This window comes from Sphingopyxis sp., from assembly GCF_016463645.1.
Lineage (GTDB): Bacteria > Pseudomonadota > Alphaproteobacteria > Sphingomonadales > Sphingomonadaceae > Sphingopyxis.
This window is the reverse complement of record NZ_JAEMQX010000006.1, coordinates 52310-78570: the sequence shown is the minus strand read 5'-3', so window position 1 is coordinate 78570 and position 26261 is coordinate 52310. Positions and strand designations below refer to the sequence as shown.

Annotated in this window: 19 protein-coding genes; 6 read left to right on the top strand and 13 right to left on the bottom strand. The window is 64.9% G+C overall.

Annotated elements, in window-relative coordinates:
* Positions 1–6: 6 nt before the first annotated feature.
* Together JHC57_RS03295 and JHC57_RS03290 are read left to right on the top strand one after the other, a co-directional pair.
* Positions 7–3171 carry an efflux RND transporter permease subunit gene (locus JHC57_RS03295; protein ID WP_294028634.1) on the top strand — a complete coding sequence of 1055 codons (3165 nt, stop codon included), beginning with the start codon at positions 7–9 and terminating at the stop codon, positions 3169–3171.
* Entirely contained in the window at positions 3164–4564 is a 1401-nt protein-coding gene (locus JHC57_RS03290; protein WP_294028633.1) for an efflux transporter outer membrane subunit, read from the top strand. Before JHC57_RS03295 ends, JHC57_RS03290 begins: the two co-directional genes overlap by 8 nt.
* Positions 4565–4577: 13 nt before the next feature.
* Here the strand turns inward: JHC57_RS03290 and JHC57_RS03285 are convergent, their stop codons facing one another.
* The 6 genes from JHC57_RS03285 to JHC57_RS03260 all read right to left on the bottom strand — a co-directional run bounded on the left by JHC57_RS03285 (position 4578) and on the right by JHC57_RS03260 (position 13125).
* On the bottom strand, positions 4578–5486 hold the full coding sequence (locus JHC57_RS03285) for an SDR family NAD(P)-dependent oxidoreductase (RefSeq protein ID WP_294028631.1): 909 nt from the start codon (positions 5484–5486) through the stop codon (positions 4578–4580).
* A 75-nt stretch (positions 5487–5561) separates the two neighbouring features.
* Complete coding sequence (locus JHC57_RS03280) at positions 5562–6257, bottom strand: TetR/AcrR family transcriptional regulator (RefSeq protein ID WP_294028629.1); 696 nt, start codon at positions 6255–6257, stop codon at positions 5562–5564.
* Between the two features lie 43 nt (positions 6258–6300).
* A complete protein-coding gene (locus JHC57_RS03275; protein WP_294028628.1) occupies positions 6301–7887 on the bottom strand; it encodes an AMP-binding protein in 1587 nt (528 codons plus the stop codon).
* Entirely contained in the window at positions 7884–9512 is a 1629-nt protein-coding gene (locus JHC57_RS03270; RefSeq protein WP_294028627.1) for a carboxylesterase family protein, read from the bottom strand. Before JHC57_RS03270 ends, JHC57_RS03275 begins: the two co-directional genes overlap by 4 nt.
* The gene (locus JHC57_RS03265) at positions 9509–10822 is read right to left on the bottom strand and encodes an MFS transporter (protein ID WP_294028625.1); all 1314 of its coding nucleotides are present in this window, start codon (positions 10820–10822) and stop codon (positions 9509–9511) included. Before JHC57_RS03265 ends, JHC57_RS03270 begins: the two co-directional genes overlap by 4 nt.
* A gap of 2 nt (positions 10823–10824) precedes the next feature.
* The gene (locus JHC57_RS03260) at positions 10825–13125 is read right to left on the bottom strand and encodes a TonB-dependent receptor (RefSeq protein ID WP_294028623.1); all 2301 of its coding nucleotides are present in this window, start codon (positions 13123–13125) and stop codon (positions 10825–10827) included.
* A gap of 224 nt (positions 13126–13349) precedes the next feature.
* On the opposite strand from JHC57_RS03260, the gene JHC57_RS03255 reads away from it, so the two are divergent.
* Positions 13350–14459 (top strand): DNA alkylation repair protein, encoded by a 1110-nt coding sequence (locus JHC57_RS03255; protein WP_294028622.1) that lies wholly within the window; start codon positions 13350–13352, stop codon positions 14457–14459.
* Positions 14460–14467: 8 nt separating this feature from the next.
* Here JHC57_RS03255 and JHC57_RS03250 read toward each other — a convergent pair whose 3' ends face one another.
* Positions 14468–16492 carry a transglycosylase domain-containing protein gene (locus JHC57_RS03250; RefSeq protein ID WP_294028666.1) on the bottom strand — a complete coding sequence of 675 codons (2025 nt, stop codon included), beginning with the start codon at positions 16490–16492 and terminating at the stop codon, positions 14468–14470.
* Positions 16493–16664: 172 nt separating this feature from the next.
* On the opposite strand from JHC57_RS03250, the gene JHC57_RS03245 reads away from it, so the two are divergent.
* Positions 16665–18596: a patatin-like phospholipase family protein gene (locus JHC57_RS03245; protein WP_294028621.1), complete on the top strand. Its 1932-nt coding sequence runs from the start codon at positions 16665–16667 to the stop codon at positions 18594–18596.
* Positions 18597–18618: 22 nt separating this feature from the next.
* On the opposite strand, the gene JHC57_RS03240 is transcribed toward JHC57_RS03245, so the two are convergent.
* Positions 18619–19401 carry an alpha/beta hydrolase gene (locus JHC57_RS03240; RefSeq protein ID WP_294028619.1) on the bottom strand — a complete coding sequence of 261 codons (783 nt, stop codon included), beginning with the start codon at positions 19399–19401 and terminating at the stop codon, positions 18619–18621.
* Between the two features lie 236 nt (positions 19402–19637).
* Here JHC57_RS03240 and JHC57_RS03235 point away from each other — a divergent pair, with 236 nt between their 5' ends.
* Positions 19638–20609: an alpha/beta hydrolase gene (locus JHC57_RS03235; RefSeq protein ID WP_294028617.1), complete on the top strand. Its 972-nt coding sequence runs from the start codon at positions 19638–19640 to the stop codon at positions 20607–20609.
* Between the two features lie 39 nt (positions 20610–20648).
* Here the strand turns inward: JHC57_RS03235 and JHC57_RS03230 are convergent, their stop codons facing one another.
* The 5 genes from JHC57_RS03230 to JHC57_RS03210 form a co-directional block, all read right to left on the bottom strand.
* Positions 20649–22742: a PAS domain-containing sensor histidine kinase gene (locus JHC57_RS03230; RefSeq protein WP_294028616.1), complete on the bottom strand. Its 2094-nt coding sequence runs from the start codon at positions 22740–22742 to the stop codon at positions 20649–20651.
* Entirely contained in the window at positions 22718–23113 is a 396-nt protein-coding gene (locus JHC57_RS03225; RefSeq protein WP_294028614.1) for a response regulator, read from the bottom strand. The genes JHC57_RS03230 and JHC57_RS03225 overlap by 25 nt, the downstream gene beginning before the upstream one ends.
* Positions 23114–23198: 85 nt before the next feature.
* A complete protein-coding gene (locus JHC57_RS03220) occupies positions 23199–23846 on the bottom strand; it encodes a response regulator transcription factor (RefSeq protein ID WP_294028612.1) in 648 nt (215 codons plus the stop codon).
* 206 nt (positions 23847–24052) lie between these two features.
* On the bottom strand, positions 24053–24478 hold the full coding sequence (locus JHC57_RS03215) for a hypothetical protein (protein ID WP_294028610.1): 426 nt from the start codon (positions 24476–24478) through the stop codon (positions 24053–24055).
* Between the two features lie 33 nt (positions 24479–24511).
* Positions 24512–25261 carry a glucose 1-dehydrogenase gene (locus JHC57_RS03210; RefSeq protein ID WP_294028609.1) on the bottom strand — a complete coding sequence of 250 codons (750 nt, stop codon included), beginning with the start codon at positions 25259–25261 and terminating at the stop codon, positions 24512–24514.
* 98 nt (positions 25262–25359) lie between these two features.
* Here JHC57_RS03210 and JHC57_RS03205 point away from each other — a divergent pair, with 98 nt between their 5' ends.
* The gene (locus tag JHC57_RS03205; protein ID WP_294028607.1) at positions 25360–26259 is read left to right on the top strand and encodes a LysR family transcriptional regulator; all 900 of its coding nucleotides are present in this window, start codon (positions 25360–25362) and stop codon (positions 26257–26259) included.
* Positions 26260–26261 lie beyond the last annotated feature (2 nt).

The following is a 26261-nucleotide window of genomic DNA, read 5'->3' as shown; positions in this document are numbered from 1 at the left end:
CCTGACATGACCCCCCGTTTCTTCATCGACCGGCCCATCTTCTCCTGGGTCATCGCCATCGGCATCCTGCTCGCCGGGATCATCGCGCTGCGCGGGCTTCCCGTGGAGCAATATCCGTCGGTGGCGCCTCCCTCATTGACCATCGGCGTCACCTATCCGGGTGCCGACGCCAGCACGCTCGAACAGAATGTCACGCAGGTCATCGAGCAGGAACTGAACGGGGTCGAGGGTTTCCTCTACATGGCCTCGACCAGCGAATCGAACGGGACTGCGTCGATCACGCTGACCTTCGAGGCCGGGACCGATATCGACAATGCGCAGATGGAGGTGCAGAATCGCCTGCGCCGCGTCGAGCAGCGGCTGCCCGAAGATGTGCGCCGTCAGGGCATTTCGGTCACAGAAGCCAATTCGGGCTTTCTGCTGATCGTCGCGATCACCTCGAAGAGCGGCAACACCGACCCGATGGAGGTCAACAACTTCGCGAACACGCGCGTGCTCGACGAACTGCGCCGCGTGAACGGGGTCGGCAATGTCCAGGCGTTCGCGCCCGAATATGCGATGCGCATCTGGCTTGACCCGCAAAAGCTGGCGTCGCACAATCTGTCGCCCGCCGAGGCGCTGGGCGCGGTGCAGGAACAGAACAGCCAGACGCCGGGTGGCCAGCTCGGCGACCAGCCGATCGCCAAGGGCGCGCAACTCAACGCCGTGATCACGACGCAGGGCCGCTTCACCAAGCCCGAGCAATTCGAAAGCATCATCCTGCGCGCCAATCCCGACGGGTCGGCGGTCACGCTCGGCGATGTCGGGCGCGTCGAGCTGGGCGCGGCGAGCTATCTCTTCTCGTCCGAACTCAACGGCAAGCCGATGGCGGGCCTCGCGGTCCAGCTGACGCCGGGCGCCAATGCGCTGTCGACCGCGCAGGGTATCCGCGACCGCATGGACGAGCTGTCGAAGGGCTTTCCGCCCGACGTCACCTGGTCGATCCCCTATGACACGACGCCGTTCATCAGCCTGTCGATCGAGGAGGTGGTGAAGACGCTGGGCGAAGCCATGCTGCTCGTCTTCCTCGTGATGTTCCTGTTCCTTCAGAACTGGCGCGCGACCGTCATCCCGACGGTGGTCGTCCCCATCGCGCTCGCGGGCGCTTGCCTCGGCCTCTGGATGTTCGGTTTCTCGATCAACGTGCTGACGCTGTTCGGCATGGTGCTCGCGATCGGTATTCTCGTCGACGACGCGATCGTCGTGATCGAGAATGTCGAGCGCATCATGAACGAGGAGCATCTGTCACCCTATGATGCGACGGTGAAGGCGATGGGCCAGATCACCTCGGCAATCATCGGCATCACGCTGGTGCTGATCGCGGTGTTCATCCCGATGGCCTTCTTCCCCGGCTCGACCGGCGGCATCTACCGCCAGTTCTCGATGACCCTCGCGATCTCGATCGCCTTCTCGGCGCTGCTCGCGTTGACGCTGACACCGGCGCTCTGCGCGACGCTGCTCAAGCCGCACGACAACACCGAGCGCAAGGGCCGCATCGGCGCATTTTTCGACCGCTTCTTCGGCGGGTTCAACCGCTGGTTCGGGCGCACCACCGATCGCTATCAGGGCGGCGTCGGCAAGATGCTGGCGGCGCCACTACGCTGGCTCGGCGTGTTCGTGGCGATGGTCGCGGTAACCGCGCTGCTGTTCTTCCGCCTGCCCGGATCCTTCCTGCCGCAGGAAGACCAGGGCTTTCTGATCACCGTGATCCAGGCGCCGCCGGGCGCCACCACGCAGCGCACCAACCAAGCGACGAAGCAGGCGAAGGAATTTTTCGCCGAGCAGCCGCAGGTTGCCAATGTCGTGCTCGTCAACGGGTTCAGCTTCTTCGGCCAGGGCCAGGCGAACGCGATCATGTTCACGCCGCTGAAACCATGGGACGAACGCAAGGGTCAGGAAAACAGCGCCGATGCGATTGCCGGCAAGGCAATGGGCGCCTTTTCGAACATCAAGGAGGCGTTCGCCTTTTCGCTGAGTCCGCCGTCGATTCCCGAACTGGGCACGTCGAGCGGTTTCACCTTCAAACTGCAGGACCGCGGCGGCAACGGGCGCGAAGCATTGATCGCCGCGCGGAACCAGATGCTCGGCGGCGCGATGCAGAGCAAGCTGCTCGCCAACGTCCGTCCCGAGGGTCAGGAGGACGCGCCGGTGCTGAAGGTCGATATCGATCGCATCCAGGCGCGCGCGCTCGGCCTGTCGATCGGCGACGTCAATGCGACGCTCGCGATCAGCTTCGGCAGTGCCTATGCCAATGACTTCACCCGCGAGGGCCGCGTATTGCGCGTGCTGCTGCAGGCCGATGCCGCGAGCCGCATGACGCCACAGGACGTGCTCGACCTGCGCGTACGGAGCGCAAACGGCGACATGGTCCCCTTCGGATCGTTCAGCAAGGCCGAATGGTCGGCCGAAGCGCCGCAGCTCCAGCGCTACAACGGCTATCCCGCGATGACGATTTCGGGCGAGCCCGCGCCGGGCCAGTCGACCGGCGAGGCGATGGCCGAAATGGAACGGCTCGCATCGCAGCTGCCGGCCGGATTCTCGTACGAATGGACGGGCATCTCCTATGAGGAGAAACAGTCGGCGGGCCAGATCGGCATGCTGCTCGGCCTGTCGCTCGTCGTCGTCTTCCTGCTGCTCGCCGCGCTCTACGAAAGCTGGTCGGTGCCGGTCGCGGTGCTGCTCGTGGTACCGCTCGGCGTGCTCGGCGCGGTGCTCTTCTCGATGCTCCGTGGCCTCAGCGCAGACATCTACTTCAACGTCGGGCTGATCACGATCATCGGCCTCGCGGCGAAGAATGCGATCCTGATCGTCGAATTCGCGATCGAACAGGAGGCCGAGGGCAAGTCAACGCTCGACGCGGTGATGGAAGCGGTCAAGCTTCGCCTTCGCCCGATCATCATGACCAGCCTCGCCTTCATCCTCGGCATGGTCCCGCTCGTCATCGCGAGCGGCGCCGGTGCAGCGAGCCGGATCGCAGTCGGATCGGGCGTGATGGGCGGGATGATCGCAGCCACTCTGCTCGGCATTTTCTTCATCCCGCTCTTCTACCTGTCGGTGCGCAAATGGCTCAGCCGCAAGCGGCCCCCTGCCCCTGCCGAGAAAGGCCATCATGAGGAACCCGGCCATGCGTAACCTGATCGCGCTGCTCGCGGCGACGACGCTCACCGGATGCGTCAATATGGCGCCGAAGCACGAGCGTCCGCCGCTCTCGACCGCTGCCGACTATCCGGCCGAATTCGCGGGCGACGTGACGCTCGGCCAGCGGGCGACCGATGTCGCCTGGCGCGATTTCTTTGCCGATCCGCAGCTCGAACTGCTGATCGCGCAGGCGATCGAGCGCAACCGCGACCTCGCCGTCGCAATCGCGCAGATCGAGGAAGCGCGCGGGCTCTATCGCATCCAGGCTGCCGACCGCCTGCCGACTGTGGGCGCAAGCGCCGAGGCGACACGAACGCGCGGCCCGTCGCTGACCGGACAGGGGACCGACACAACGAACCGCTATTCGGTCGGGGTCGGCGTGACCTCGTTCGAGCTCGATTTCTGGGGTCGGGTCAAAAACCTCTCCGAAGCGGCGCGCAGCCAGTATCTCGCCACCGAGGCCGCCGAGCGCGCCTTCCGCCTCGCGCTCGTCCGCGACGTCGCCTCGACCTATTTCGCCTCGCGCGGTGCCGAAGAGCAGATCGCGCTCGCCGAGGCGACGGTGACGAGCCGCAAGGAAGGGCTACGCATTGCGAAGCGCCGTCTCGACGCAGGGGTGACTTCGGCGCTCGACTATCGCCAGTCCGAAACGCTGCTGACGCAGGCCGAGACCCAGCTCGCCAGTCTGAAGCTGGCCAAGGCGCAGGCCGACAATTTCCTCGCCGTGCTGACCGGTGGCCCGGTAACGGGGCCCCTGCCCGCTCCGCTGCCGCTCGTCCAGCAGGGCCAGTCCCCGACGCTGACCGCCGGTCTCCCGTCGGATCTCCTCGTCACGCGACCCGACGTGGTTGCAGCGGAGGAACGGCTGCGCGCCGCCCGCGCCAATGTCGGCGCAGCGCGTGCCGCCTTCTTCCCGTCGATCTCGCTGACCGGCAATCTCGGCTTCGCGTCGGGTTCGCTCGACAACCTGTTCAGCAACGACGGTTTCGGCTGGAGTTTCGGCCCGTCGATCAGCCTGCCGATCTTCGATTTCGGCCGTAACAAGGGCAATCTGACGGTCGCCGAGGCGCGCGAGAATATTGCCGTCGCGACCTATGAGCGTACGGTGCAGGGCGCGTTCCGCGAGGTCGCCGATGCGCTTGCCGGACGCCGCTACCTCGCCGAACAGGTCGAGGCGCAGGAACGCGGTACGCTCGCGACGCGCCAGATCGCCGACCTCGCGCGCAAGCGGTATCGCGAGGGCGTCTCGACCTATCTCGAAGTGCTCGACGCCGAACGTAATCTGTTCGCGTCCGAACAGACGCTGATCGAGCTTCGACGTGCGCAGGTCGACAATCTGGTCACGCTGTATGTCGCCTTGGGCGGCGGGCTGGTCGAGCGCCGCTGAACCGCGCGCGGATTTACCGCGTCACAGCCATTGCCGGCAGTTGCGACCCGGCGCTCGCCAGTTCGCGCTCGGCCTGTGTGAAACCATATGCGGGTACGATTGCACCGTCGCGTTTGGAAACATCGGCCCAGCATTCGACGAGTTGCTTGCCCGCATCGGCCGCCGGGGCGATATGGCGCCCTTCGGACAGCGTCACGTCGGCAGTGGCGAAATGGCCGGCGCCTGCGCAGAGGATCGCCCGCGTCGGCGCATCGTCGCCGACGAGCGCAAGTAAGCCGGGGCTCACAAGCGCGGGGTCGAGCAGTTCGAGGCTGGCGTCCGAAAGCACGCCATGCGTCATCTGCGTCGCCGCGGTCGGCGCGAGGCTGTTGACGCGAATGCCGTATTTCTCGCCCTCGATCGCCAGCGTCTGCATCAGGCCGACAAGCGCCATTTTCGCGGCGCCGTAATTGGCCTGCCCGAAATTGCCCCACAGACCCGACGAGGAGGTCGTCATGACGATGCGGCCATATTGCTGCGCTCGCATCGTATCCCACACCGCCTTGCAGCAAATCGCGGCGCCCATCAGATGGACGTCGACAACCAGACGAAAATCGTCGATGCTCATCTTTGCGAAGCTCTTGTCGCGCAATATGCCGGCATTGTTGACGAGGATATCGACGCGGCCCCACACTGCCAGCGTATCGTGAACCATGGCATTCACTGCGGTCTCGTCAGCCACCGATGCCGCAATCGCCCGTGCCTCGCCACCATTCGCCGCGATTTCGGCGGCGACCTCCCGGGCCGCAGACAGCGCGAGGTCATTCACGACGACGCGTGCGCCCTGTTTCGCGAGATAGAGCGCATGGGCGCGGCCCAACCCGCCGCCTGCCCCCGTCACGATCGCAATCCGATCCCTCAGCGCCAATGCGTCATCCCTCATATCAATCTCCATTCACTCTCTAGTGAGTTAATATCATGTGCAAGCAAAGGGAGGAAGAATTGCAGCCCCGCCCGCCTAAGCCTTCTTGTTGCAGATTTGCACGAAGCCCGCGGCCATGAACGAAGCCATGCGCGCCTTGATCGCCTCGAAATCCTCGGACTTGCAGACGCCGCCCGACAGCTTGTCGATGCGTCCGGTGCGCGCGAGCGTGACCATCAGCGCGCCGGTCACGAAATGATAGCCCCAGAAGATATCTTCCTCGGCGCAATCGGGCATCGCCTTCTTCAAAAGTTCGATCAGACGAAGCACGACGGGGTCGAAATGGCTGTCCATCAATTCGGCGCCCCATTCGGGGGTATTCGCAACCTGCGCGCCGAGCGCGCCGTAATTTTTCCATCCGTCGCCGCCGTGGATATAGAGATCGAGGTCGGTGTCGAGGAAGGCGTGGAGCGCGCCCTCTATGGTCGGTTTGCCGCCGCTCGCGCGGTCATATTCGTCGAGCGCCTGCATCCGCTTCGTACTTGTCACGACCGCGCGACGCGCGAAAACGGCGTCGAACAGCTTCTTCTTGTCCTCGAAATAATAGTTGAGCAGCGTGTGGTGGACGCCCACCCGTTTGGCGACGTCCTTCAGCGTCACGCCGTGCAGGCCGTGCCGCGAAAAGAGCAGTTCGGCCTCGTCGAGGATCTGCTCCATCGTCTCGGCGCGCTGTTCGGCCTTGGTCGATCGCCGACGCGTTTTCGCCTTTTCCGTCACTCGTCCGACTTTCAATTTCTGTTCCGTCGCCGCCCCTGCCGCAACGCCCGATTGCGGATCAACCCCCGCCATGGTCGTTCCGCAAGCGAATCTTATCGATTTTTCCGGTCGGCGCCAGCGGCATGGCGGAGAGGCGCACGACGGCATCGGGAATCCACCAAGGCGCAACCCGCCCGGCCAGCGGCGCAAGCAGGTCGGCGTCACTGATATCGGCATCGGCGCCCAGTTCCACGAGCAGCACCGGCCGCTCGCCCCATTTGGGGTCCTCGCGGCCGATGACTGCGGCGAGCGACACCTCCGGCAGCGCGCCGACGATCGCCTCGATCTCGGCGGGATTGATCCATTCGCCACCCGACTTGATCAGATCCTTGGCGCGGCCGGTGATCGACAGATTGCCGCGCGCGTCGATCCGCGCGAGGTCGCCGGTCACGAACCAGCCGTCGGGATCGGTCGCCGATTCCTCCTGCCCGAGATAGCGTTCGACCACCGCCGGACCGCGCACGCGCAAATGCCCCTCGCCTCCCCGCTGCTCGGGAAGCGCCACACCGGACGCGTCGGTAAGCAGCAAGTCGACGCCGATCGCCGGCCGGCCAGATACCGACGCGCTGCGTAGCGGATCATCGGGCGGCGTGATCGTGCCGAGCGGCGACAGCTCGGTCATGCCCCAGCTTGTCTGCACCGTGACCCCAAGCCGCCGCTCGATACGTTCCATCAGCGCGGGCGGCATCGGCGCGCCCCCGACGATGATGCGCTTCAGCGACGGCAGTTCGCCCCCCGCTGCCTCGAGATGCTCGACAACGCCGAGCCAGACGGTCGGCACACCGACACCGACCGTGACTCCCTCAGCCGCGATCAGCCGCGCAAGGTTTGCCCCGTCGGCCTGACGCCCGGGGAGCACAAGCTTGCCGCCGACTGCGGGAAGCGCGAAGGGCAGGCCCCAGGCATTGGCGTGAAACATCGGCACGACGGCAAGCACGGCATCGCGGTGAGTGAAGGCCATAACGTCGGCCTGCAAGGCACGGAGCGTATGGAGGAAGCTCGCCCGGTGAGTATAGGTCACACCCTTCGGCGCACCCGTCGTGCCGGAGGTGAAGCAGAGGCCGGCGGGCGAGCGCTCGTCGAAACCGCCCCATTTGGCGCCGCCCGATGCATCGCCGATCAATATTTCGAGTTCGCGGAGCGGGGGAGCGGCCGCAGGCCAGCCACCTGCGGAGCCATCGATCACCAGCACCTGCCCGATCGCCGGCACACGCTCGACGATCGACCGCGCGAGCGGCAGCAGGTCGGCGCTGACGATCAGCAGCTTCGCGCCCGACTGCATCGCCATCGCCGCGAGCTGCGGCGCGGTGAGGCGCGGGTTGAGCGTGTGGCAGACGGCGCCCATTCCCATCGTCGCATACCATGCCTCGACATGCGCCTGGCTGTTCCACGCGAGCGTCGCGACACGGTCGCCCTCGATGACGCCGAAGCCCGCCAGCAACGACGAGATCGCAAGGCTGCGATCGCGCAAGGCCGCATAGCCTACCCGCGCGATACTGCCATCCTCGCGCGCCGTGACGACCTCGGCCTCGCCGTGCCACCGCGCGGCGTGATCGAGGAATTTGTCGAGGGTCAGCGGGTAATCCTGCATGCTACCGTGGATCATGGGCAGGCCGGGCCCTTTGCCAGCACCGGCGACACGATACCGGTGTTCCAGTTCCACGGCTGGTTGCCCGCAGCGCGGCGGCGGCAGACCGCCGCCTCGTGCAGCGCATACATGCCCGGCATCAGCCGCGTACCGGGGCGCGGCACGTCGGCGAATGCCATGAAGGCGGCCTCCGTGCCATAGAGGCGCCAAGGCGCCTGCCCCGCAGCCTCGGGCTTGCCGGTTCTGGCGAAGGATACCCAGTAATCGCCCATCGCGGCGGCGAAACGGCGTTCGCCAACGCTGTCGGGAATCTTCGGCCAATAGGGCGGCGTGTCGCTGGCGGTACCGAACACGTAGGGGATTTCGGCCGCATGAAAACCGTGCAGCCCGGCGTCGCTCGCGGCGGGATAGCCATGATCGAAAAGATACAGATAAGCGGACTGACCAAGCGCCGTCTGCCGGATCGCCAGCCGCTCCGAGGTCCAGCCATAAAGCGCGTCACGCGGGGCCGCGAGCACCGCCTCGCCCAGATCCTTCGCGGGATACAGCTTGAGCCAGGCGTCGGCGAGGTCGCCATAGCGTTCGCGGATCGCCGTTTCATAGGCCGCGGCATTGGCGGGCGGCGGCGGCGCGAGAATGCGCAGCGACCGGATTTCGCCGATGTTGAAGCCCGCGATCATCGGCACCGGCGCCTGCTCGCCGCGGTCGAAGATATCGACGAGCTGGTCGGGCAGGATCTTGCCATCGACGGTGCCCCACGGAAAATAGCCCGCCCTGGCCGCGCCGTCGGTCAGCGCGACCGGATCGAGCGCGCGCAGAGCGGCGATATCGGCGGCACCGAGCGCGGCAGCGACCTTTTCCCCGGTCGCCTCGGCGGCGGGCTCGCCGTGGCGCACCTCCTTCAGCGACGGGGTCGAGATCATATAGGCGCTCTGCGCGATCGCCTTGTGGAACAGGCCGCGCGCTTTCGGCGACGCCATCAGATACATCACGCTGAGCGCGCCCGCGGATTCGCCCGCGATGGTGACATTGTTCGCATCGCCGCCGAACGCGCCGATATTCGCCTTCACCCATTCGAGCGCCGCGATCTGGTCGAGCAGGCCATAGTTGCCCGACACGCCGTCCGCCGATTCCGCACTCAGCGCCGGATGGGCCATATAGCCGAGGACGCCGAGGCGGTAGTTGATCGAGACGATGATCGCACCGCGCGCGGCGAGCTTCGCGCCGTCGTACATCGCCTCGTGGCTGTAACCGGTGGAAAGCGCGCCGCCGTGGATCCAGACGATCACCGGCGCGTCCTTCGCCTTTTCCGGCGCCCAGATGTTGAGCGTCAGGCAATCTTCGGAAATCTTCGCGGGCGGATTGGCGTAGATATGCACCGCGTTCGGACGCGGCTGGACACACGCGGCGCCAAAGCTCTGCGCCTTGCGGACGCCCTCCCATGCGGGCAGCGGCAGCGGGGCTTTCCAGCGCAGCTCGCCGACCGGCGGCCGGGCGAAGGGAATGCCCTTGAACTCGCGGATCTTGCCGACGGTCTTGCCTTCCACCGTACCGGCGGGCGTTTCGACCACCGGGCTCGCGGCGACGGCGGGAACCGCCATCACGAGCCCGCCCGCCGACAATGCGCCAAGCAGCTTTTTCATGCCCGTATCTCCTGCCCGATATCTTCCCGGCGCAATCGCCGCGCGAGCCAGAGGAAAAGTCCGATCGCGATCAAATAAAAGGGCGTCAGCGTGTAAAGCGCCGTTTGCAGCCCGTGGAGGTCGCCCTGCGCGGTAAACCAGTCGCTGGCGAAGCCGACCCACGTCGGCCCCAGCCCCAGTCCGATGAAGTTCATGATGAGAAGCAGCAAGGCCCCGGCGAGCACGCGCTGGCCCGGTTGCACTTCGTCCTGCACCAACGCGACGGAAGCCGAGAGGTAGAAGTAATTGAAGATCATCACGACGGTGAGCAGCGCCAGCGCGAGCGGCCAGCCCGGCGCCCAGACGAAGGCGAGATAAAAGGGCATCGCGACCGCCAGCGACAGCGCGGGGGCGATCGCATAGCCCGTGCGCGACTTGCGGACCATCCGGTCGATCACGCGGCCCGATACGATCATCCCGCCGCCCATGCCGACGAGCAGGACCAGCGCGTACCAGATCGCGACTTCGCCCAGCACCATGCCCTTTTCGCGCATCAGGAACAGCACCGCGAAATTGCCGAGACCATAGGTCACGAACTGCGTCGCGCCGCTGCCGAGCGCCGCGAGCATCAGGGTCGGGTGCGACACGAACATGCGCACCGTCGGCCAGAACGGGGCCTTCCCTTCGGTCGGAACGCCCGCAGCCGGGACCGGGCCGCCGACGTCGGTCGCGCCGCGCTTCGGCTCGCGCACCGTCAACCAGACGACCAGCGCCGTGACGATCCCGATCGCGCCCACGGCGATGAAGGGAATGCGCCAGCCGAACCGCTCCGCGATCGCGGCGCCGAATGCCACCCCCGCCGCCGCGCCGATCGCCGGTCCCAGGTTGAAGATGCCGAGCGCGGCGGCGCGCTTGCCCGGCGGATAGGTGTCGGTGATGATCGCATAGGACGGCGGCACCCCGCCCGCTTCGCCGAAACCGACGACCATGCGCGCCACTACGAGCTGCGTATAGTTGGCGGCCATGCCGCACGCGACCGTCGCGCCGCTCCAGATCGCGCAGGCGGCCGACAGGACCCCGACGCGGCTCGTCCGGTCGGCGAACCAGCCGACGGGGATCGCGATGAAGCAATAGAACATCGCGAAATAGAGCCCGCTGATCAGCCCGAGCTGGCCGTCGGTGATCTGAAGCGAATCCTGGATCGGCTTCGCGAGGATCGACAGGAGCTGGCGGTCGAGGAAGTTCAGGATGTAGACGAAACAGAGCATCCCCAGCACGAAGGACGGGCGCGCCGCCGACGCGCCCGGCTGCGTATGACCGGCCGCCACCATGATTACAGGCTGTAACCGAGGCGGACGCCGAAGGTGCGCGGGCGCATCGTGCCGAAGCGGCTCACGAGGAAAGCTTCGGGGTGGATATAGGTGATCGAATGATCGTCGAAGAGGTTCTCGACATAGAATTGCGCCGAAATATCGCCCTTCTTCAAACCGAAGCTCAAATTGACGTTGCTGTAGGCATCCGTTTTCCCGAACGTCGAGAGCGGCAGGTTCGGATTGCCCGGGGTGTTCGGAAAGCTGCTGTTGTACGATCCGATATGCTGCGCATTCGCTGCCATCGTCGCCTCGACGTCGTTCGCGAGGTTGAAGCTGTAAGCGATATAGGCCGACCCCTGAATGCGCGGCGCCGACAGCCGATGACCGAGCACCGCGCCCGAGATCGCCGCTTCCTCGGGCGACAGCTTGGTGATCTTCGCGTCGTTGTAGGCGCCGTTGAACCCGATCGCCCAGCCGGTCGCGGGGATCACCCCGATCTCGAATTCGAAACCCTTGCTGCGCGCGGCGCCGATGTTCGTCGCGAACTGCACCGAGTCCGACTGGCGGTTCGCCTGCGCCTGGATATTCTTCCAGTCGATGAGGTAGAAGGCGGCGTTCATCGTTACCCGTCCGTCGAGCCAGCGCGCCTTCGCACCGACCTCGTAGCTTTTGAGATTGTCGGAGGTGGCGCCGTACGGGATGATGATGTCGGTGTCATCGACAAGACTGGGCGCACCGGCGCGGGCGTTGACGATCGGCGCGCGAAAACCGGTCGAGAAGGTCGCATAGGTGGTGAGCGCGTCGCTCGGCTTGAAGGTCGCGCTCGCTTTCCACGACGGTTTCGATCCCTTGGCCTTCACTCCCTCGGCGGCGGCATAGGGGGTGAAGGTCGTGAAGTTCACCGGCAGACCGAGCAGCGAATAGTCGTAATAGTTGAACCCTGCCGCCGTCGCGAGATAGCCCCCCGCCTCGGTAAAGGCCTGCGCCGATGTCTCGCCGTAACGCATGCCCCCGGTCAGCCAGAATTTGTCGGAGAAACGATAGGTGAGTTCGCCGAACCCCGCGATCTCCTTGCTGATCGAGTGGGTGTAGAGTTTCTGGAAATATTTGTCGGGCAACCCCGTCATGTTGCGATCCGCGAGGAAATCGAGGTTCGACCGGTAGAAGTAATCGACGTCGCGGCGACGATGGAGGTAGAAGCCGCCGACGACGAACTGGAACGGGCCGTCGAGCGTCGAAGCGAGCCGCGTTTCCTGTACGAAGACCTTGTCATAGGCATCGGCGTCGAGACCGAAGGCAATCGGCGCGCCGGGGAAAGAACCCGGCGGGAAAGTGCCGGCGAGGTCGACATAGAAGCGCTGGTCGAAATCCGAATAGGTCGACGAACTGGTGAGTTTGGCAAAATCGAATTCATATTCGAGCGTCGCGTTCGCGATCGTCTGCTTGCCGGTGAAACGGTCGGGCTCGTCCGAAACGCGCTTGTTGCGACCGAGCGACGGGTCGGTCAGCGAGCTGTCCTTCGGATTGCTGTATTCGTAACTGCCGAGCAGCTTGATCGAGAGGCGATCGGTCGGGCGCCACAGCAAGGTTGCACGGCCGCCATAATCGATCAGCGTGTTCGAATTCTTCACGCCGGTCCCGACATTGTCGAGATAGCCCTCCTCGTCGCGGTAGAAGCCTACGACGCGGAGCGCGAGCTTGTCCTCGACAAGCGGGACATTGACCATCGCATTGTAACGCTGGCGAAAACTGTCAGACCCGGTCAGTCCAAAATCGACGAGCGCCGAGGTGTCAAAATCATTGAGATCCGGACTCTTCTGCAGGATGCGCATGGCGCCCGAAAGCGAACCCGACCCAAACAGCGTCCCCTGTGGCCCGCGCAGGAATTCGACCCGCTCGACGTCGAACAGGTTCGGATCGACGACGGTGGTGTTGCCGATGGTCGAGACGGGAAGCTCGTCGATGTAGATGGCGACCGAGCTTTGCAGGTTGGCGTTATAGCCGTTGGTTGCGATGCCGCGCGCGGTGAAATTGTTGAAGTTGGCGGTCGGCTTGTTGAGCACCACGCCCGGCGTCTCGCGCCCGATGCCTTCGTAACCGACGATGCCTTTTTCGGTCAGCTCCGACTGCGAAAAGGCCGAGATGCTGATCGGCACATCCTGAATGCGTTCCTCGCGGCGTGTCGCGGTGACGATGATGTCGTTGCCGTCGCGCGTTTCGTCGGCCTGTGGCGCCGCCTCGGCAGCATCCTGTGCGACGGCGGCCGCCGGGATTGCGAAAAGCGCGCCCGCGCATACGGACGCAAACAGCTGAACCCTCATCTTGCCCTCTCCCAAAAGTCGCCGCTCGATCGTCGGCATGGCGCCTTCATGGCAGCGCCTGGGCCGCGAGTCAATATTCACTCTCACGAGTGTGAATGAAATTGACATGGTTGCGCGACATGGTGAGGCCGGCACCACGATGAAAATATTCGAACCGGACGGTGGCCGTTGCTATGCGGCGCCTATCCGCACGGCGATATGCGCCGCACCAAGATGGAAGCTCGATGACAGGCGAAACCACCTCCCCCATCCTGCTCAAGGATATCCTCGGCCCGCGGGCGCTGGAAACAATCGCGGATGCCGGGGCGACGGCGTCGCCGCACTTCGATCGCGCCGCCTTTCTGACCGTCGCATCGAACGGGCTCGACGCGCTGTCGATCATGGAGCGCGTTCGGCATATCGCCGACGCGCTGCGCGGCGCCCTGCCCATCGACTATCCGGCGGCGCTCGACGCCCTTCGCGCGATGGCGCCGTTCCTGACCCATGGGTTTCAGGCGATTGCCGTCACCGAATATGTCGCGCGCTATGGTCTCGGCGATTTCGACGCGTCGATGGAAGCGCTCGCCGACCTCACCCGTTACGGCTCGGCCGAATTTGCGATCCGGCCATTCCTCGCCGCCAACCCGCCGCGCGCGCTGGCAACGATGGCGCGCTGGACCGCCAGCGACAACGATCACGTCCGCCGGCTTGCGAGTGAAGGCGCCCGCCCGCGGCTGCCGTGGGCGGCGCGCATTCCCGCACTGAAGGCCGATCCGACGCTCGCCGCGCCGATCCTCGAAACGCTGAAGGCCGATCCCAGCCTTTATGTCCGCAAGTCGGTCGCAAATCACCTGAACGACATCGCCAAGGATCGCCCGGACTGGCTTCTCGCCCGCCTTGCGACGTGGCCGCAGGAGGATGCCCGTACGGTCTGGATCATTCGCCACGCGCTGCGCACGCTGATCAAGAAGGGAGATGCCGGCGCGCTCGCGCTGATCGGGGTCGGACACGGCGCGGCGGTGACCGTGCGCAACTTTGCGATTTCGCCAGCGACGGTACGCCTCGGCGATCGGATCGCCATCACGGCCGAGCTTGTCTCGGAAGCGACGGGCGAGCAGCGACTTGTCGTCGATTATTGCGTCCATTACGCACGCGCCGGCGGCAAGAGCGCGCCCAAGGTCTTCAAGCTCAAGACGTTCGAGCTCGCGGCGGGCGATACCGCTTCGCTCGGAATCGGTCAGACAATCCGCGATTTCAGTACCCGGCGACACCATCCCGGGCGGCACGAAGTCGAATTGATCGTGAACGGAAAGTCGATGGCGACAGCGGCGTTCGAACTCCTGCCGCCGGGCTGAGCCGCGCCTTAGCCGGGTGGAGGCTGGGGCTCGGCCACGGTCACGGGCGGCGGAGCCCCGTCTGTCCCGGCCGGGCGGCCTTCGCGGAGCGGCAGGCGCAGGTCGATACGGCTGCCGTTGATCTCGGTCGAAATCACCGCATCGCCGCCTTCGATGCCGACGCGCGTGCGATCCCCGACAGGGATGTCGCCGATGTCCGGAATGTCGAGCGGTTCGATGGGCCCGGCGGGATCGGCGGGCCTGGGCCGCGGCGCGGCAGGCCTTCCCGATGCCTGAGTCATGAAATCGCGCCAGATGCGCGCCGGCAGGCCGCCGCCCGAGATGCCCTGCAGCGGTGTATTGTCGTCGTTGCCGATCCATACCCCGACGACGAGGCCGTTGGCATAGCCGACAAAGAGCGCGTCGCGATTGTCCTGGCTTGTCCCCGTCTTGCCGAAATTCGCCTGCGGCAGCCTAGCCGCGCGACCGGTGCCGCGATTGACCGCGGCGCGCAGCATTTTTTCGATATCCTCATGCTCGCGCGACCCGAAGCTCGACGGACCCCAGATCAGATTTTCGAACCAGCCCTTTTCCTCGGCCTCGAACGCGTGGGGCTCGACCGGATAGCGGTTCGCCGCGACGGCGGCATAGGCGGCAGTGAGTTCGAGCAGGGTCATGCTCGATGTGCCGAGCGCAAGGCTGGGGTCGCCTTGCGTCATCGGCGCGGTGACGCCCAGGTCGCGCGCCATGTCGATCACCTTGTCGTCGCCGATCTCGCGGAGCAAGCGCACCGCGGCGACGTTGCTCGACGAAGCGAAGGCATCTTCGAGGCTGATTTCCTTCGAATAGGCGCCGCCCGAATTTTTGGGACGATAGGCCCCGGTCTCGATCGCGCTATTGTCGATCATGTCTTCGGGATCCCAGCCCGCACGCAGCGCGGCGAGATAGACGAAGAGCTTGAAGGTCGAGCCCGGCTGGCGCCGTGCCTGCGTCGCGCGGTTGAAGGGTGAGGCCGCATAGTCCTTGCCGCCGATCATCGCGACGACCTCGCCGTTCGGGCGCATCGCGACAAGCGCAACCTGCGCCTTGCCGAGACCCGCGCGGCTCGTCACGCGGCGCGCGACCGATTGCAGTCGGGCATCGAGCGTCGTCGTGATCGTCTGGCGCGAATAGCCGACATCGCTGAGCTTGCGTGCCTCGGGCAGCGCCCAGTCGGCAAAATAGGTACCGGTCGGCAGCGTGTTGCGCGTACGTACATCGATACGCGGGGTGCGGAGGGCTTTCGCTTCCGCCTCGGTCATATAGCCGGTGTCGACCATTGCCGCGAGCACGAGCTTCATGCGCTTTTCAGCGAGGTCAGGGTTGCGCGTCGGCGCGAGGCGCGATGGCGCCTGCACCAGTCCCGCGAGCATCGCCGCCTGCGCCGGGGTCAGCTTTTCGGGCTGGCGATAGAAATAGTGGAGCGAGGCGGCCCGCAGGCCATAGGTATTGTCGCCGAAATAGGCGTTCGAAAGATAGCGTTCTAGGATCTCGTCCTTCGTCAACCAGGCTTCCAGCCAGAAGGCGATCAGCGCCTCACGCGCCTTGCGACCGAGTGTGCGCTTCGGCGTCAGGAAGGTGAATTTGGCGAGCTGCTGGGTAATCGTGCTGCCGCCCTGCGTCCGGCCGCCCGTAACATTGCTCCAGACCGCGCGCGCGATACTGCGCGGATCGACGCCCCAATGGGTGTAGAAGCGCCGGTCCTCGATCGCGAGAAAGGCGCCGGTCACATGTCTCGGCAGGTCCCTTGCCTTTACCGGCGTATCGACGATCGCACCGGTACGCGCAATCGGCGTGCCATCGGACGCCAGAAGGGTGATCTGGGGCGGCGCGATCGGTTCGAGCGATTTCGACAGAGGGGCCGTGAGCGCAAGCCAGCCGACGAGCAGCAGGAAAGCGATGCTGAAGATCGCAAAGCCGCGCGAGATGCGGCGCATCCATTTACGCCGCCGCGTCTCGGGAACGGGTGGCGAGGGCGCCGGGGGGATATCGGCGAACGGGCCGCCCGGCGTCATGGCGAGGGTCGGGTCGGGGCCTGCGGGTTTACGGAACCATTTCATGCGCGGCGCCCGTATTACAATCCCAACACAGCAGAAGCAAATGGCTTGTGGATTGCCCGGCGCCGACTTGCCCCATGCGCCGGAATCGGCGAGACATTCGAGGCCCCTACGTCCCGGAGAGGAAGACATGAGCCAGACTCCCACCCGCTATTGCGACCTGGTGATGAAGGGCGGCATCACGAGCGGCGTCGTTTATCCCAATGCCGTACTCGCACTTTCGCGCGATTTCCGGTTCAAGAATATCGGAGGAACCTCGGCGGGCGCAATCGCCGCTGCGGCGACCGCGGCGGCAGCGCTCGGCGACCGCAAGCATGCCGCGTCAGGCTCCGACGCGCCCTGCCCGCCGACGCTCGGCTTCGCGGGCCTTGGGCGCGTTGCAGCGCAGCTTTCGTCGCAAGGCTTCATCTTCAACCTCTTTCAACCCGCACGCGGCGCACGAAGTGCCTATCGCCTGATCGTGATGCTCGCGGGCAATGCGGGTCCGCTCCGCAAAGGCCTTGCCGCCGCCGTGGCGGTGGTGGCCATCGCGCCGCTCGAAACGCTGCTTCTGCTCGGCCTCTTCCTCGGCTTCGGTTTCTGGCTTGCAGGGTCTCCCGGCCTCGCCGCGGCCGCGCTGCCGTCGGTGGTCTGCGCCTATCTCGGCGCGGCGGTTTGTGCGGTGCTGCGCGTAGCGCGCACGGCGCGGCGGAATTTGCTTGGCCTCTGTTCAGGTCTTGCTCCGCGCGAAGGCAGTGAAAAGCCGGCGCTGACCGAATGGCTCCACGGAATCCTGCAGTCACTGTCGGGCAAGCCCGTGTCGGAGCCGTTGCTGTTCGGCGACCTTTGGACCGCCCCCCGGTATCCGGGCGAGCCCGAAACTGACAGAGCGATCTCGCTCCAGATGATCACGACCGGCGTGTCGCATCACGAACCGCGCACCCTGCCCTTCACCGACGCCACCTTCTGGTTCCTGCGCGAGGAATTCGACCTTCTGTTTCCCAACGCCGTCGTCGATGCGATGGTCGTGATGGCGGGTCCGCCCGATCGCGTTGACGGGCGGGATTATTACCGCCTGCCGGTCGAGGGCCGGATGCCGGTTCTTGTCGCGATGCGGATGAGTTTGAGCTTTCCGCTGCTCATCAGCGCGGTGCCGCTCCACGAACCGGCCGCGCGGCGAACGCCGCTGGGCGGCATGGAAGGCGAAACGTCCGATGATAGCGAAGAGACAAATGAAAACTCGCTTGGTCAGAGTACCGACAGTCTGGCGACGGGGGGCGACGCCCCAGTTTCGTCGATCGAGCGTTTCCGCATCTGCTGGTTCTCGGACGGTGGTGTGTCGAGCAATTTCCCGCTTCACCTGTTCGACGCACCGCTACCCCGCTGGCCGACTTTCGCGATCAACCTCGTCTATCCGCAAGGCAATGATGGCGCCTCCGCGACGGAGAACCCCGAACTCCCGCTTCCGCGCGACCGGGCCGAGGCGGCCGTGTGGCTCCCACTCCACAACAATCGCGGCTGGCAACGCAGCTATAGTTCGATCGCCCGCCGCCTTGCGCTGGCCGAAATGTCGAGCTTCCTGTTCGGCATCATCAGCACCATGCAGAACTGGCGCGACCTGCTCCAGTCGCGCGCGCCGGGACAGCGCGACCGGATCGTTCACATCTCGCTCGACCGGACCGAGGGCGGCATGAACCTCGACATGTCGCAGGAAATACTCGACAGCATATCGCGGAAGGGCACCGCGGCGGGCGAACGCCTGTACCAGTTTTCTTTCGCCAATCATCATTGGGTGCGCTGGCGCAATGTTGCATCCGGACTGCAACGCTATTCGATCCGGATCGCTGCGAGCACGAAGCTCGCGCCGCCGATCCCCGCCTATGCGCCGGCGTTCGAAGCGGTGCGAGCAGGCGCGCCGCCGCCGGTTTCATACAAGTTCCGATCCGCCGCAGCCGAAGCCGCTTCGCAAAAGCTGTTCGCCGATCTGGTTGCACAGGGTAACGAATGGGCCGACTTGGGCCCCGATCTCAGCGACGGAACGCCGCGCCCGCTTCCGCAGATGCAGATTACACCGATCTACTGATCGGGGGCGGCGCGCCGGCCGGTTACCGGTCGGTCGCGGCGTTTTCGATCAGTTCGGCAACCTCGAGGGGGTGCGATACCATCAGCGCATGCGAGCCGTTTGCGACCGCGACGGTTTTGCGCGCGTGAGCGCGATCGGCCATATATTTCATCGCTGCCGCCGGAATGTTCTGATCCTCCGCGCCATAGATGACATAGCTCGGCAGGCTCTTCCACGTCGCCGCCTTCGACGGCTGGCTGAGCGCATCCTGCGTTACCGGGCGCTGCGTCGCAGCCATCAATGTCGCCTGTTCGGCGGAAACGTCGGCGGCAAACTGCTCATGAAACTTGGCAGGCTGGATATAGAGATCGGTCCCGCCGTTCGGCAGGCCGACCGGAGCAAGAGCGCCGCCGAGTGTGCTGCCGGGGAATTTTGCCGACAGCGTGAGCGCAGATTCCCCGGTGTCCGGCAGGAAGCCCGCAACATAGACGAGCGCCTTCACATTGGCGTTGCCTTTGGCGGCTTCGGTAATGACCACGCCGCCATAGCTGTGACCGACGAGAATCACCTGCCCCGGGATCGAACGGACGACGGCGGCGACGCTTTCGGCGTCGCCCGCGACGCTGCGCAGCGGGTTCGCCGCCGCGATCACCGGATAGCCGTCCTTTTCGAGACGTTCGATCACGCCGTTCCAGCCCGAGGAGTCGGCGAATGCGCCATGCACGAGCACGACCGTCGGCTTGGCTGCGTCATCTGCCGCCTGCGCATTGGCAGTCCCGGAAAAGAGCAATGCGGCCAGCGCCGCCGAACGAATGGAGCGATACATGGGGTCATCCTTCCTCTGATTGGATGGCCCGATATGCGGTCTTCGCGCCCCGCCGCCTATCGGTTCAAAGTATGATCCACCCCTCTGCGAACGTTGCAGCCCCCAAACCAAAGGTTAGGCGGCATGCAAGGCTTCGCCAGTCGCCGACCTGCTTCGGGACGATAGCCGGGCGCCTCCGGCGGATGGCAGACCGGTGACCGAGGCGGGGCGTTCCCGCCCGGATCGAAAGGACCGACATGACGAAGAACAAGGCACCCTCCCCACTCGAGCCCGACACCAAGGCCTTTGTCGAAGGCTTGCCCGACGGGCCGGCGATCTACACGCTGACGCCGACCGATGCGCGCGCGGTCCTGTCGTCGGTGCAACAATCGGCCACCGTTCCGCTGCTCGCGGTCGACAGCGAGGACTGCGCGCTGCCCGTGGGGCCGGCCGGCAAGACGAACATCCGCGTCGTCCGCCCTGCCGGCGTGACCGGCACGCTTCCCGCGATCATCTATATCCACGGCGGCGGCTGGGTTCTCGGCGACAAGCAGACGCACGACCGGCTCGTTCGCGAACTCGCGATCGGGGCGAATGCGGTTCTCGTCTTCGTCGATTATGACCGCTCGCCGGAAAGCCAGTATCCGAACGCGATCGAACAGGCCTATGCCGTCGCGCGTCATGTCGCCGAGAACGCGGATGCGTTCGGCGCCGACGCCGGGCGTATCGCCGTCGCGGGCGACAGCGTGGGCGGCAATATGGCCGCGGCGGTGACGCTGATGGCCAAGGAGCGCGGCGGGCCCGATTTCGTCGCCCAACTGCTCTTTTACCCCGTCACCGACGCATCGATGTCCAGCGCCTCCTACAGGGAGTTCGCCGACGGTCCGTGGCTCACCGCCAGGGCGATGGCCTGGTATTGGGACCAGTATCTGCCCGATACCGCGCGCCGTGCCGAAATCCTCGCATCGCCCGTCAACGCGGCGACGGTGCAGCTTGCCGGCCTCCCCCAGGCCCTGTTGATCGTCGACGAAAATGATGTGCTGCGCGACGAAGGCGAAACCTATGCCCGCAAGCTCGCGGAGGCCGGCGTGCCGGTTACCGCGGTTCGCTACAACGCGACCATTCACGATTTCATGATGCTGAACCCGATCACCGGCACGCCCGCCGCACGCGGCGCCGTGGCACAGGCGGTCGACTATATGCGCGCCGTCTTCGCGGCCAGCGCCTGATCGCGACGGCAGGAGCCGGCCCGGCGCCGCCTCCTGCCGTCAGACAGTTTCGACGGGTATTTCAAAACGGAACTGCGCGCCGCCGTCGGGGTGATTCGCAGCGGTGATCGATCCGCCATGCTCGGAAATGATAGACTGGCAGATAGCAAGCCCGATCCCCATTCCCGCCTCCTTCGTCGTAAAGAAGCCTTCGAAGATGCGATCGATGTCGTCGGGCGGAATACCGGGGCCGGTATCGCGAAGGGTGAAGGCAAGCGCGCCACGGTCGGTCAAATGCGTACCGATGCAAATCGCGCGCCCGTCCCTTCCCTGCGTCTCGACCGCCTGAACGCTGTTGATCAGCAGATTGACGATGACCTGCTGCAACTGGATCCGGTCGCCCATCGTGCGAGGAAGGCCCCGCGCAAGATTCGTGGCGATGCCGATCGAATGCGATTCGATTTCATGACGGATGAAGGTCAGCGATTCCTGCACGATCTCGTTGAGGTCGATGGCCGATCGTTCGGGTCGGCGTTTCGCCGCCATTCCGCGAACATGCTGGACGATATCGCTGGCGCGCCGTCCGCTCGCCGCAATACGCGCCGTCAGCGCCTTGACCTTCTCGACATTGGGATCGTCGCGCGACAGCCAGCGCAGGCTCGTTTCGGCGTTGGTGACGATGGCAGCAAGCGGCTGATTGATTTCGTGCGCGATCGATGTCGTCAATTCACCCAGCATCGATATCCGCGCAGCGTGGGTAAAGTCAGCCTGGAGCTGGCGCAACTCCGCTTCGATGCTCAGTCGTTCGGTCACATCCTCGAAGCTGAAGATCGTTACGTCGAGTTCGGCAAGCGCCTTGGGATAGGTGACCGACATGCGTACGTCGAGCACGCGGCCATCGAGGGTCTGGACTTTCGTAATCTCGTCGTGGCCCGCTTGCCCATTGAAGCGTCCGATCATCACATTGCGGAGCGAGCGGCGGCTGGCCGTGAACAGATAGCCCACCGGCCGCATCAGATCGAGCGCGCTTCCTCCCCCGAACATCGCGACCGCGGCGCGATTGACGTCAGTCACCTGCACCGTGGTCGCGGCAAGATCGACCAGTTCGGGATGCGCGTCGAGATAGGCGGCGAAATCGGTGACGCCCGCCGCGCGGATGTCGGCATATATCCGCCCCATATGGCTGGCATCGACCTGCCACAAAGCCACCGGCATATGATGGACGAGCTTGCGGTAGCGCGCCTCGCTTGCGCGCAGATAGACATAGGAGCGGTCGTCATCGACCGTCCCGTTGACGGCGACATAGATCCGCCCGGGCGTCTCGGCGCGCCAAACCGTCACGAGCGGGTCGCGCAAGATGCCGTCCGAAGGCATCTGGCGCCGGCAGGTCGCCCCGTCGACCTCGCCGGTCATCGCATCGGCGATTAGGCCACCGACCGCGACCCGGCTTTCGAGCGGCCAGAATCCCGAGACAGACTGTCCGATCATCAGGTCGCGGCCACGATTGCCTCCGACCAGCCGCATCGTCCGTTCGTTCACATTGACGATGCGTGCGGCCTTCACCAGCTGGAGATAGAGCGCGTTGAGATCGCGTTCGTCGATCGCATCGGCCAGCTTGCGCTGCTGCGCGATCCTCGCGATCAACGGCACGGCATCCGAAACGTCGATTTCCCAACTCGCCGCCATCAGCCGGTCGGGAATATGCCAGTCCGCCCCCGCCACCGCACCTTCATTCAGCGACTGTCGGCCATATTCGATCACGTCGCGCGGGGTCCCGTCCTGCGCGAAACGGACATACTGGCGAATATCGACCGCAATGTGGATGCCTGATGGCGTGCGCCGGCTGACCACCCCCTGCCAGGTTCCTTCCTGAAGCAGCATGCGCCAGTGCTCGCGCTCATTTTCGCTGCGCGTCGTCAGATGGCCGATGCCGCGGCCGACAATCGTCAGTGCGGGCCATCCGTATAGCGCTTCCGAGGCGGGGTTCCAGTAGTGGACCGCACCCTCGATATCGAAAATGATGACGCTTTCCGAAGCGAAATCCGCGATTTCTGGTTCGGATGCCCGCGCCGCGACGTAAAGCGGATCCTTCTGCACCGACGGAGCCGGCTCGCCGGGCGGTGCCGGGTTCACCGTTCCGGCCCGTCGGGCCACTGATCCTCGCCAATCGCTGACCGGAGTTCGTCGAGCAACGCGTCGTCGGCGACAGGTTTTGTCAACCAGGCCTGGGCGCCCAGTTCGAGCGCCCGCGCGCGAGCGCTGGCGTCCAGAACCGATGTCAGGACTATCACCGGCAGGTCCGACCCCGTGGCCCGCATATGTTCGAGCATATCGAGCCCGCTCATGCCGGGCATCCGCACATCGGTGATCAGGCAGTCGATATCGGGCGAAGCGTCATCATTGAGGAACGCCGACGCACTGTCGAAGGTGCTACAGGAAAGCCCCGTGACCATCAGCAGATCGCACAGGGCTTCACGGATGGCTTCATCATCATCGACGACTGCGACAAGAGGCGTCCTGGGCAAACGATTTGGCCCTTTTCAACACGACCGGAGCGGCCAACGACCTCATAGTTGCGCAGCTTGTAAGGCTTTGTAACCATACCAAAGTCTAGGACCTCTCGGTTTCGCGGATCGAAACCGGCAGTTTTTCCCATGCCCGGATCAGTTCTCCCACCGTTGCCGCCTGCATTTTCCTCATCACGTTGCTGCGATGCAACTTCACCGTAATTTCGGAAATACCAAGGTCGTAGGCGATCTGCTTGTTGAGCCGCCCGCGCGCGACTTCCCGCATGACCTGACTTTCTCGCGGCGTAAGCGTCCCGAAACGTTCGACATGTTGTTGAACGACCTTGGCATTTGCACGCTCGGCAACGTCGCGCTCGATTCCCGCGACGACGGCATCGAGCAACGTCTGGTCGCGAACCGGCTTGGTCAGGAAATCGACCGCTCCGGCCTTCATTGCCTGGACCGACATCGGAATGTCGCCATGACCGGTCAGGAAAACGACGGGAGTCACGACACCGGCAGCCGCCAGATGCTGTTGCAGATCGAGCCCGCTCGATCCGGGCATACGCACATCGAGAACGAGGCAGTTCGCACGTTCCAGCAGCGGAGATTCAAGCAATTCGCGCGTCGAACCGAAGCAGGTCGCCTCGATGCCGACCGACAGCATCAATTCGCTGATCGCTGTGCGCACCTCGTCATCGTCGTCAACGACGAGGACCAGCGGCGGTTCATAATCATTGGCCATGATCATCGCCCCTTGCGCACGATATTATCCCATCGGCATCGCAGATGCCACCGCTTCCCCGATCGGACGGCCAGGCGCGGTCGATTTCGATGCCATATTGCATCTGCTCGCCACTAGGGCGCGGCGACGATACTTCACCACCCCCATTTGGGGGAGCGGTAACGAACGTCCCGCTCCCCGTTATGGTCGATCCCGGCTCTCTCCGCGTCCGGTCAAGCGGCACGGCGGCGCGGTGGCAGGACCGAGCCGTCGATGCCGCCGGGCCATGGCGTCACGGTTTCGCCCGCAACCTGCCAGCGTCCCGTCTCGTTGCGAAGCCGGAGTTCGTACATGGCCGCCGGATGTTCGGGGCTCATGCGGCGATACAGGATGGCGGTGGCGTGATTGCCCTGTTGTTCGACGTGGAGAATTCGATGCTCGGTCGAAAGCGGCGCGTCACCTTCGTCACGGCGGGCCCGGAATTCGGCCATCATCTCGCCGCGGCCGACACGCGTAACCTGCCCGTCGCCGCCAAGGATCAGGTAGGATTCATCGGAGGTATAGAGCTTGTCCATGGCGTCGAGGTCATAGGCACTGCCCTTGTTCACGACGTCTGAAATCAGCTGGCCGATTGCGGGATCAATGGATTGTCTGGTCATTCGTATGGTCCTTTGCTGTGGAATTTTTCGCTTTCAAAGCAGCGCCATGCCGCCATCGACACGCAGGTTGATGCCGGTGATGAAGCTGCTGGCGTCCGATGCGAGGAACAGCGCGGCGCTGGCCAGTTCGTCGGGTCGCCCGAGACGTCCGAGGGGGATTGCGCCCGACATCATGTCGATGAATGCGCCGCGATCTTCGGGCGCCACGCCGAGTTTTTCGAGGATCGCAGTTTCGGTGGGCCCGGGGCTCAGCATGTTGACCCGGATGCCGCGCGCCTTGAATTCGAGCGCCCAGCTACGCGCAAAGGCGTTGATTGCGGCTTTCGTGCCCGCATAGACCGCATGGCCGTCGAGCACCTTGTCGCTCGCCAGCGAACCGACGAGGATGATCGAGCCACCGTCGCGCAGTAACGGCGCGATCTTCTGCACCCCGAAAAAGGTGCCGCGCGCATTGATCGCAAACTGCGCGTCATATTCGTCCTCGGAAACGTCCTGCGACGGCGTGATCGTATTGACGCCGGCGTTCGCCATATAGATGTCAGCGTGGCCAAAGCGGTCGCGGACGATTTCGGCGACATGACTATGGTGATCGGGATCGGCGACGTCGCCCCGGACGCCAAATGCCGCAGGGCCGATTTCGCGCACCGCGTCGTCGACAACCTGCTGGCGGCGGCCGGTGATCACCACCTGCGCGCCCTCGGCGGCAAAAAGTTTCGCGGCGGCGAGGCCGATACCGCTGTTGCCGCCGGTGATCACGGCGACCTTTCCTTTGAGATTCTTCATAAATCACCTTCCTTATTCAGTGGAAGGATCGATATGGATGTTCCCAATGATCTTATAAGACTGGACTTTGTCACATCATCTTTGCCAAAAACTATCGAATGAGGACAGGATACGAACGAACCACCGGCCTGCTCGCCTTTGTCCGGACCGTCGAGGCGGGCTCGTTCAGCGCCGCCGCGCGGCTGGCCGGAACGACCCCTTCCGCGGTATCGAAGAACGTCGAGCGGCTCGAACGGCGGCTCGGCGTCAAACTGTTCTTGCGGACAACGCGCTCGTTGTCGCTTACCGTTGACGGAACCGCCTATTACGAGCGGGTCGCGCCGCTGCTTCGTGCGCTCGACGATGCCGACGAGGTGCTCGACGGGGCGGGCCGCGCGAGCGGTGTGCTGCGTGTCAGCATTCCGGACATTCTCGCACCGGTGTTGGTCGACGCACTGACCAGCGATTTCGTATCGCACTATCCCGATATCCGGCTCGGGATCAGCGTTTCGGACCGCCACGTCGATCTGGTTCGGGAAGGCTTCGACGTCGCGCTGCGTATAGGCAGCGTGGTCGATGGCGACTGGATCATGCGCCCGCTCGGCAAACTGCCGCTCGCACTCGTTGCTTCGCCCGCCTATCTCGAGCAGGCTGGCCATCCGCAGTCGGTCGATGCGCTGATGCAGGCGGCACATGTCCGTTACCTTCTCGGCGCCCGGGTCTACCCCATCGGTTTCGCGGACGGAGAAAGCCTGTCGCCGCCGGGCGTCTTCGATTCCGATTCGGGACAGGCGATGCGCATCGCGGCGCTCAACGGCTTGGGCATTGCCCAATTGTTGCGCGTCGCGGTCGCGGGTGACCTGGAATCCGGTCGTCTCGTCGAGGTGCTGCCGCAGCACCCGCTGTCGCGCGTTCCCGCGCTGGCATTGCACGCCTTCGGGCGTTTTCCGCCGCTGCGCGTTCGCCTCTTCATCGATTTCGTTGCCGCGGCACTGTCGGCACATGTCGTGAAGGACTGACG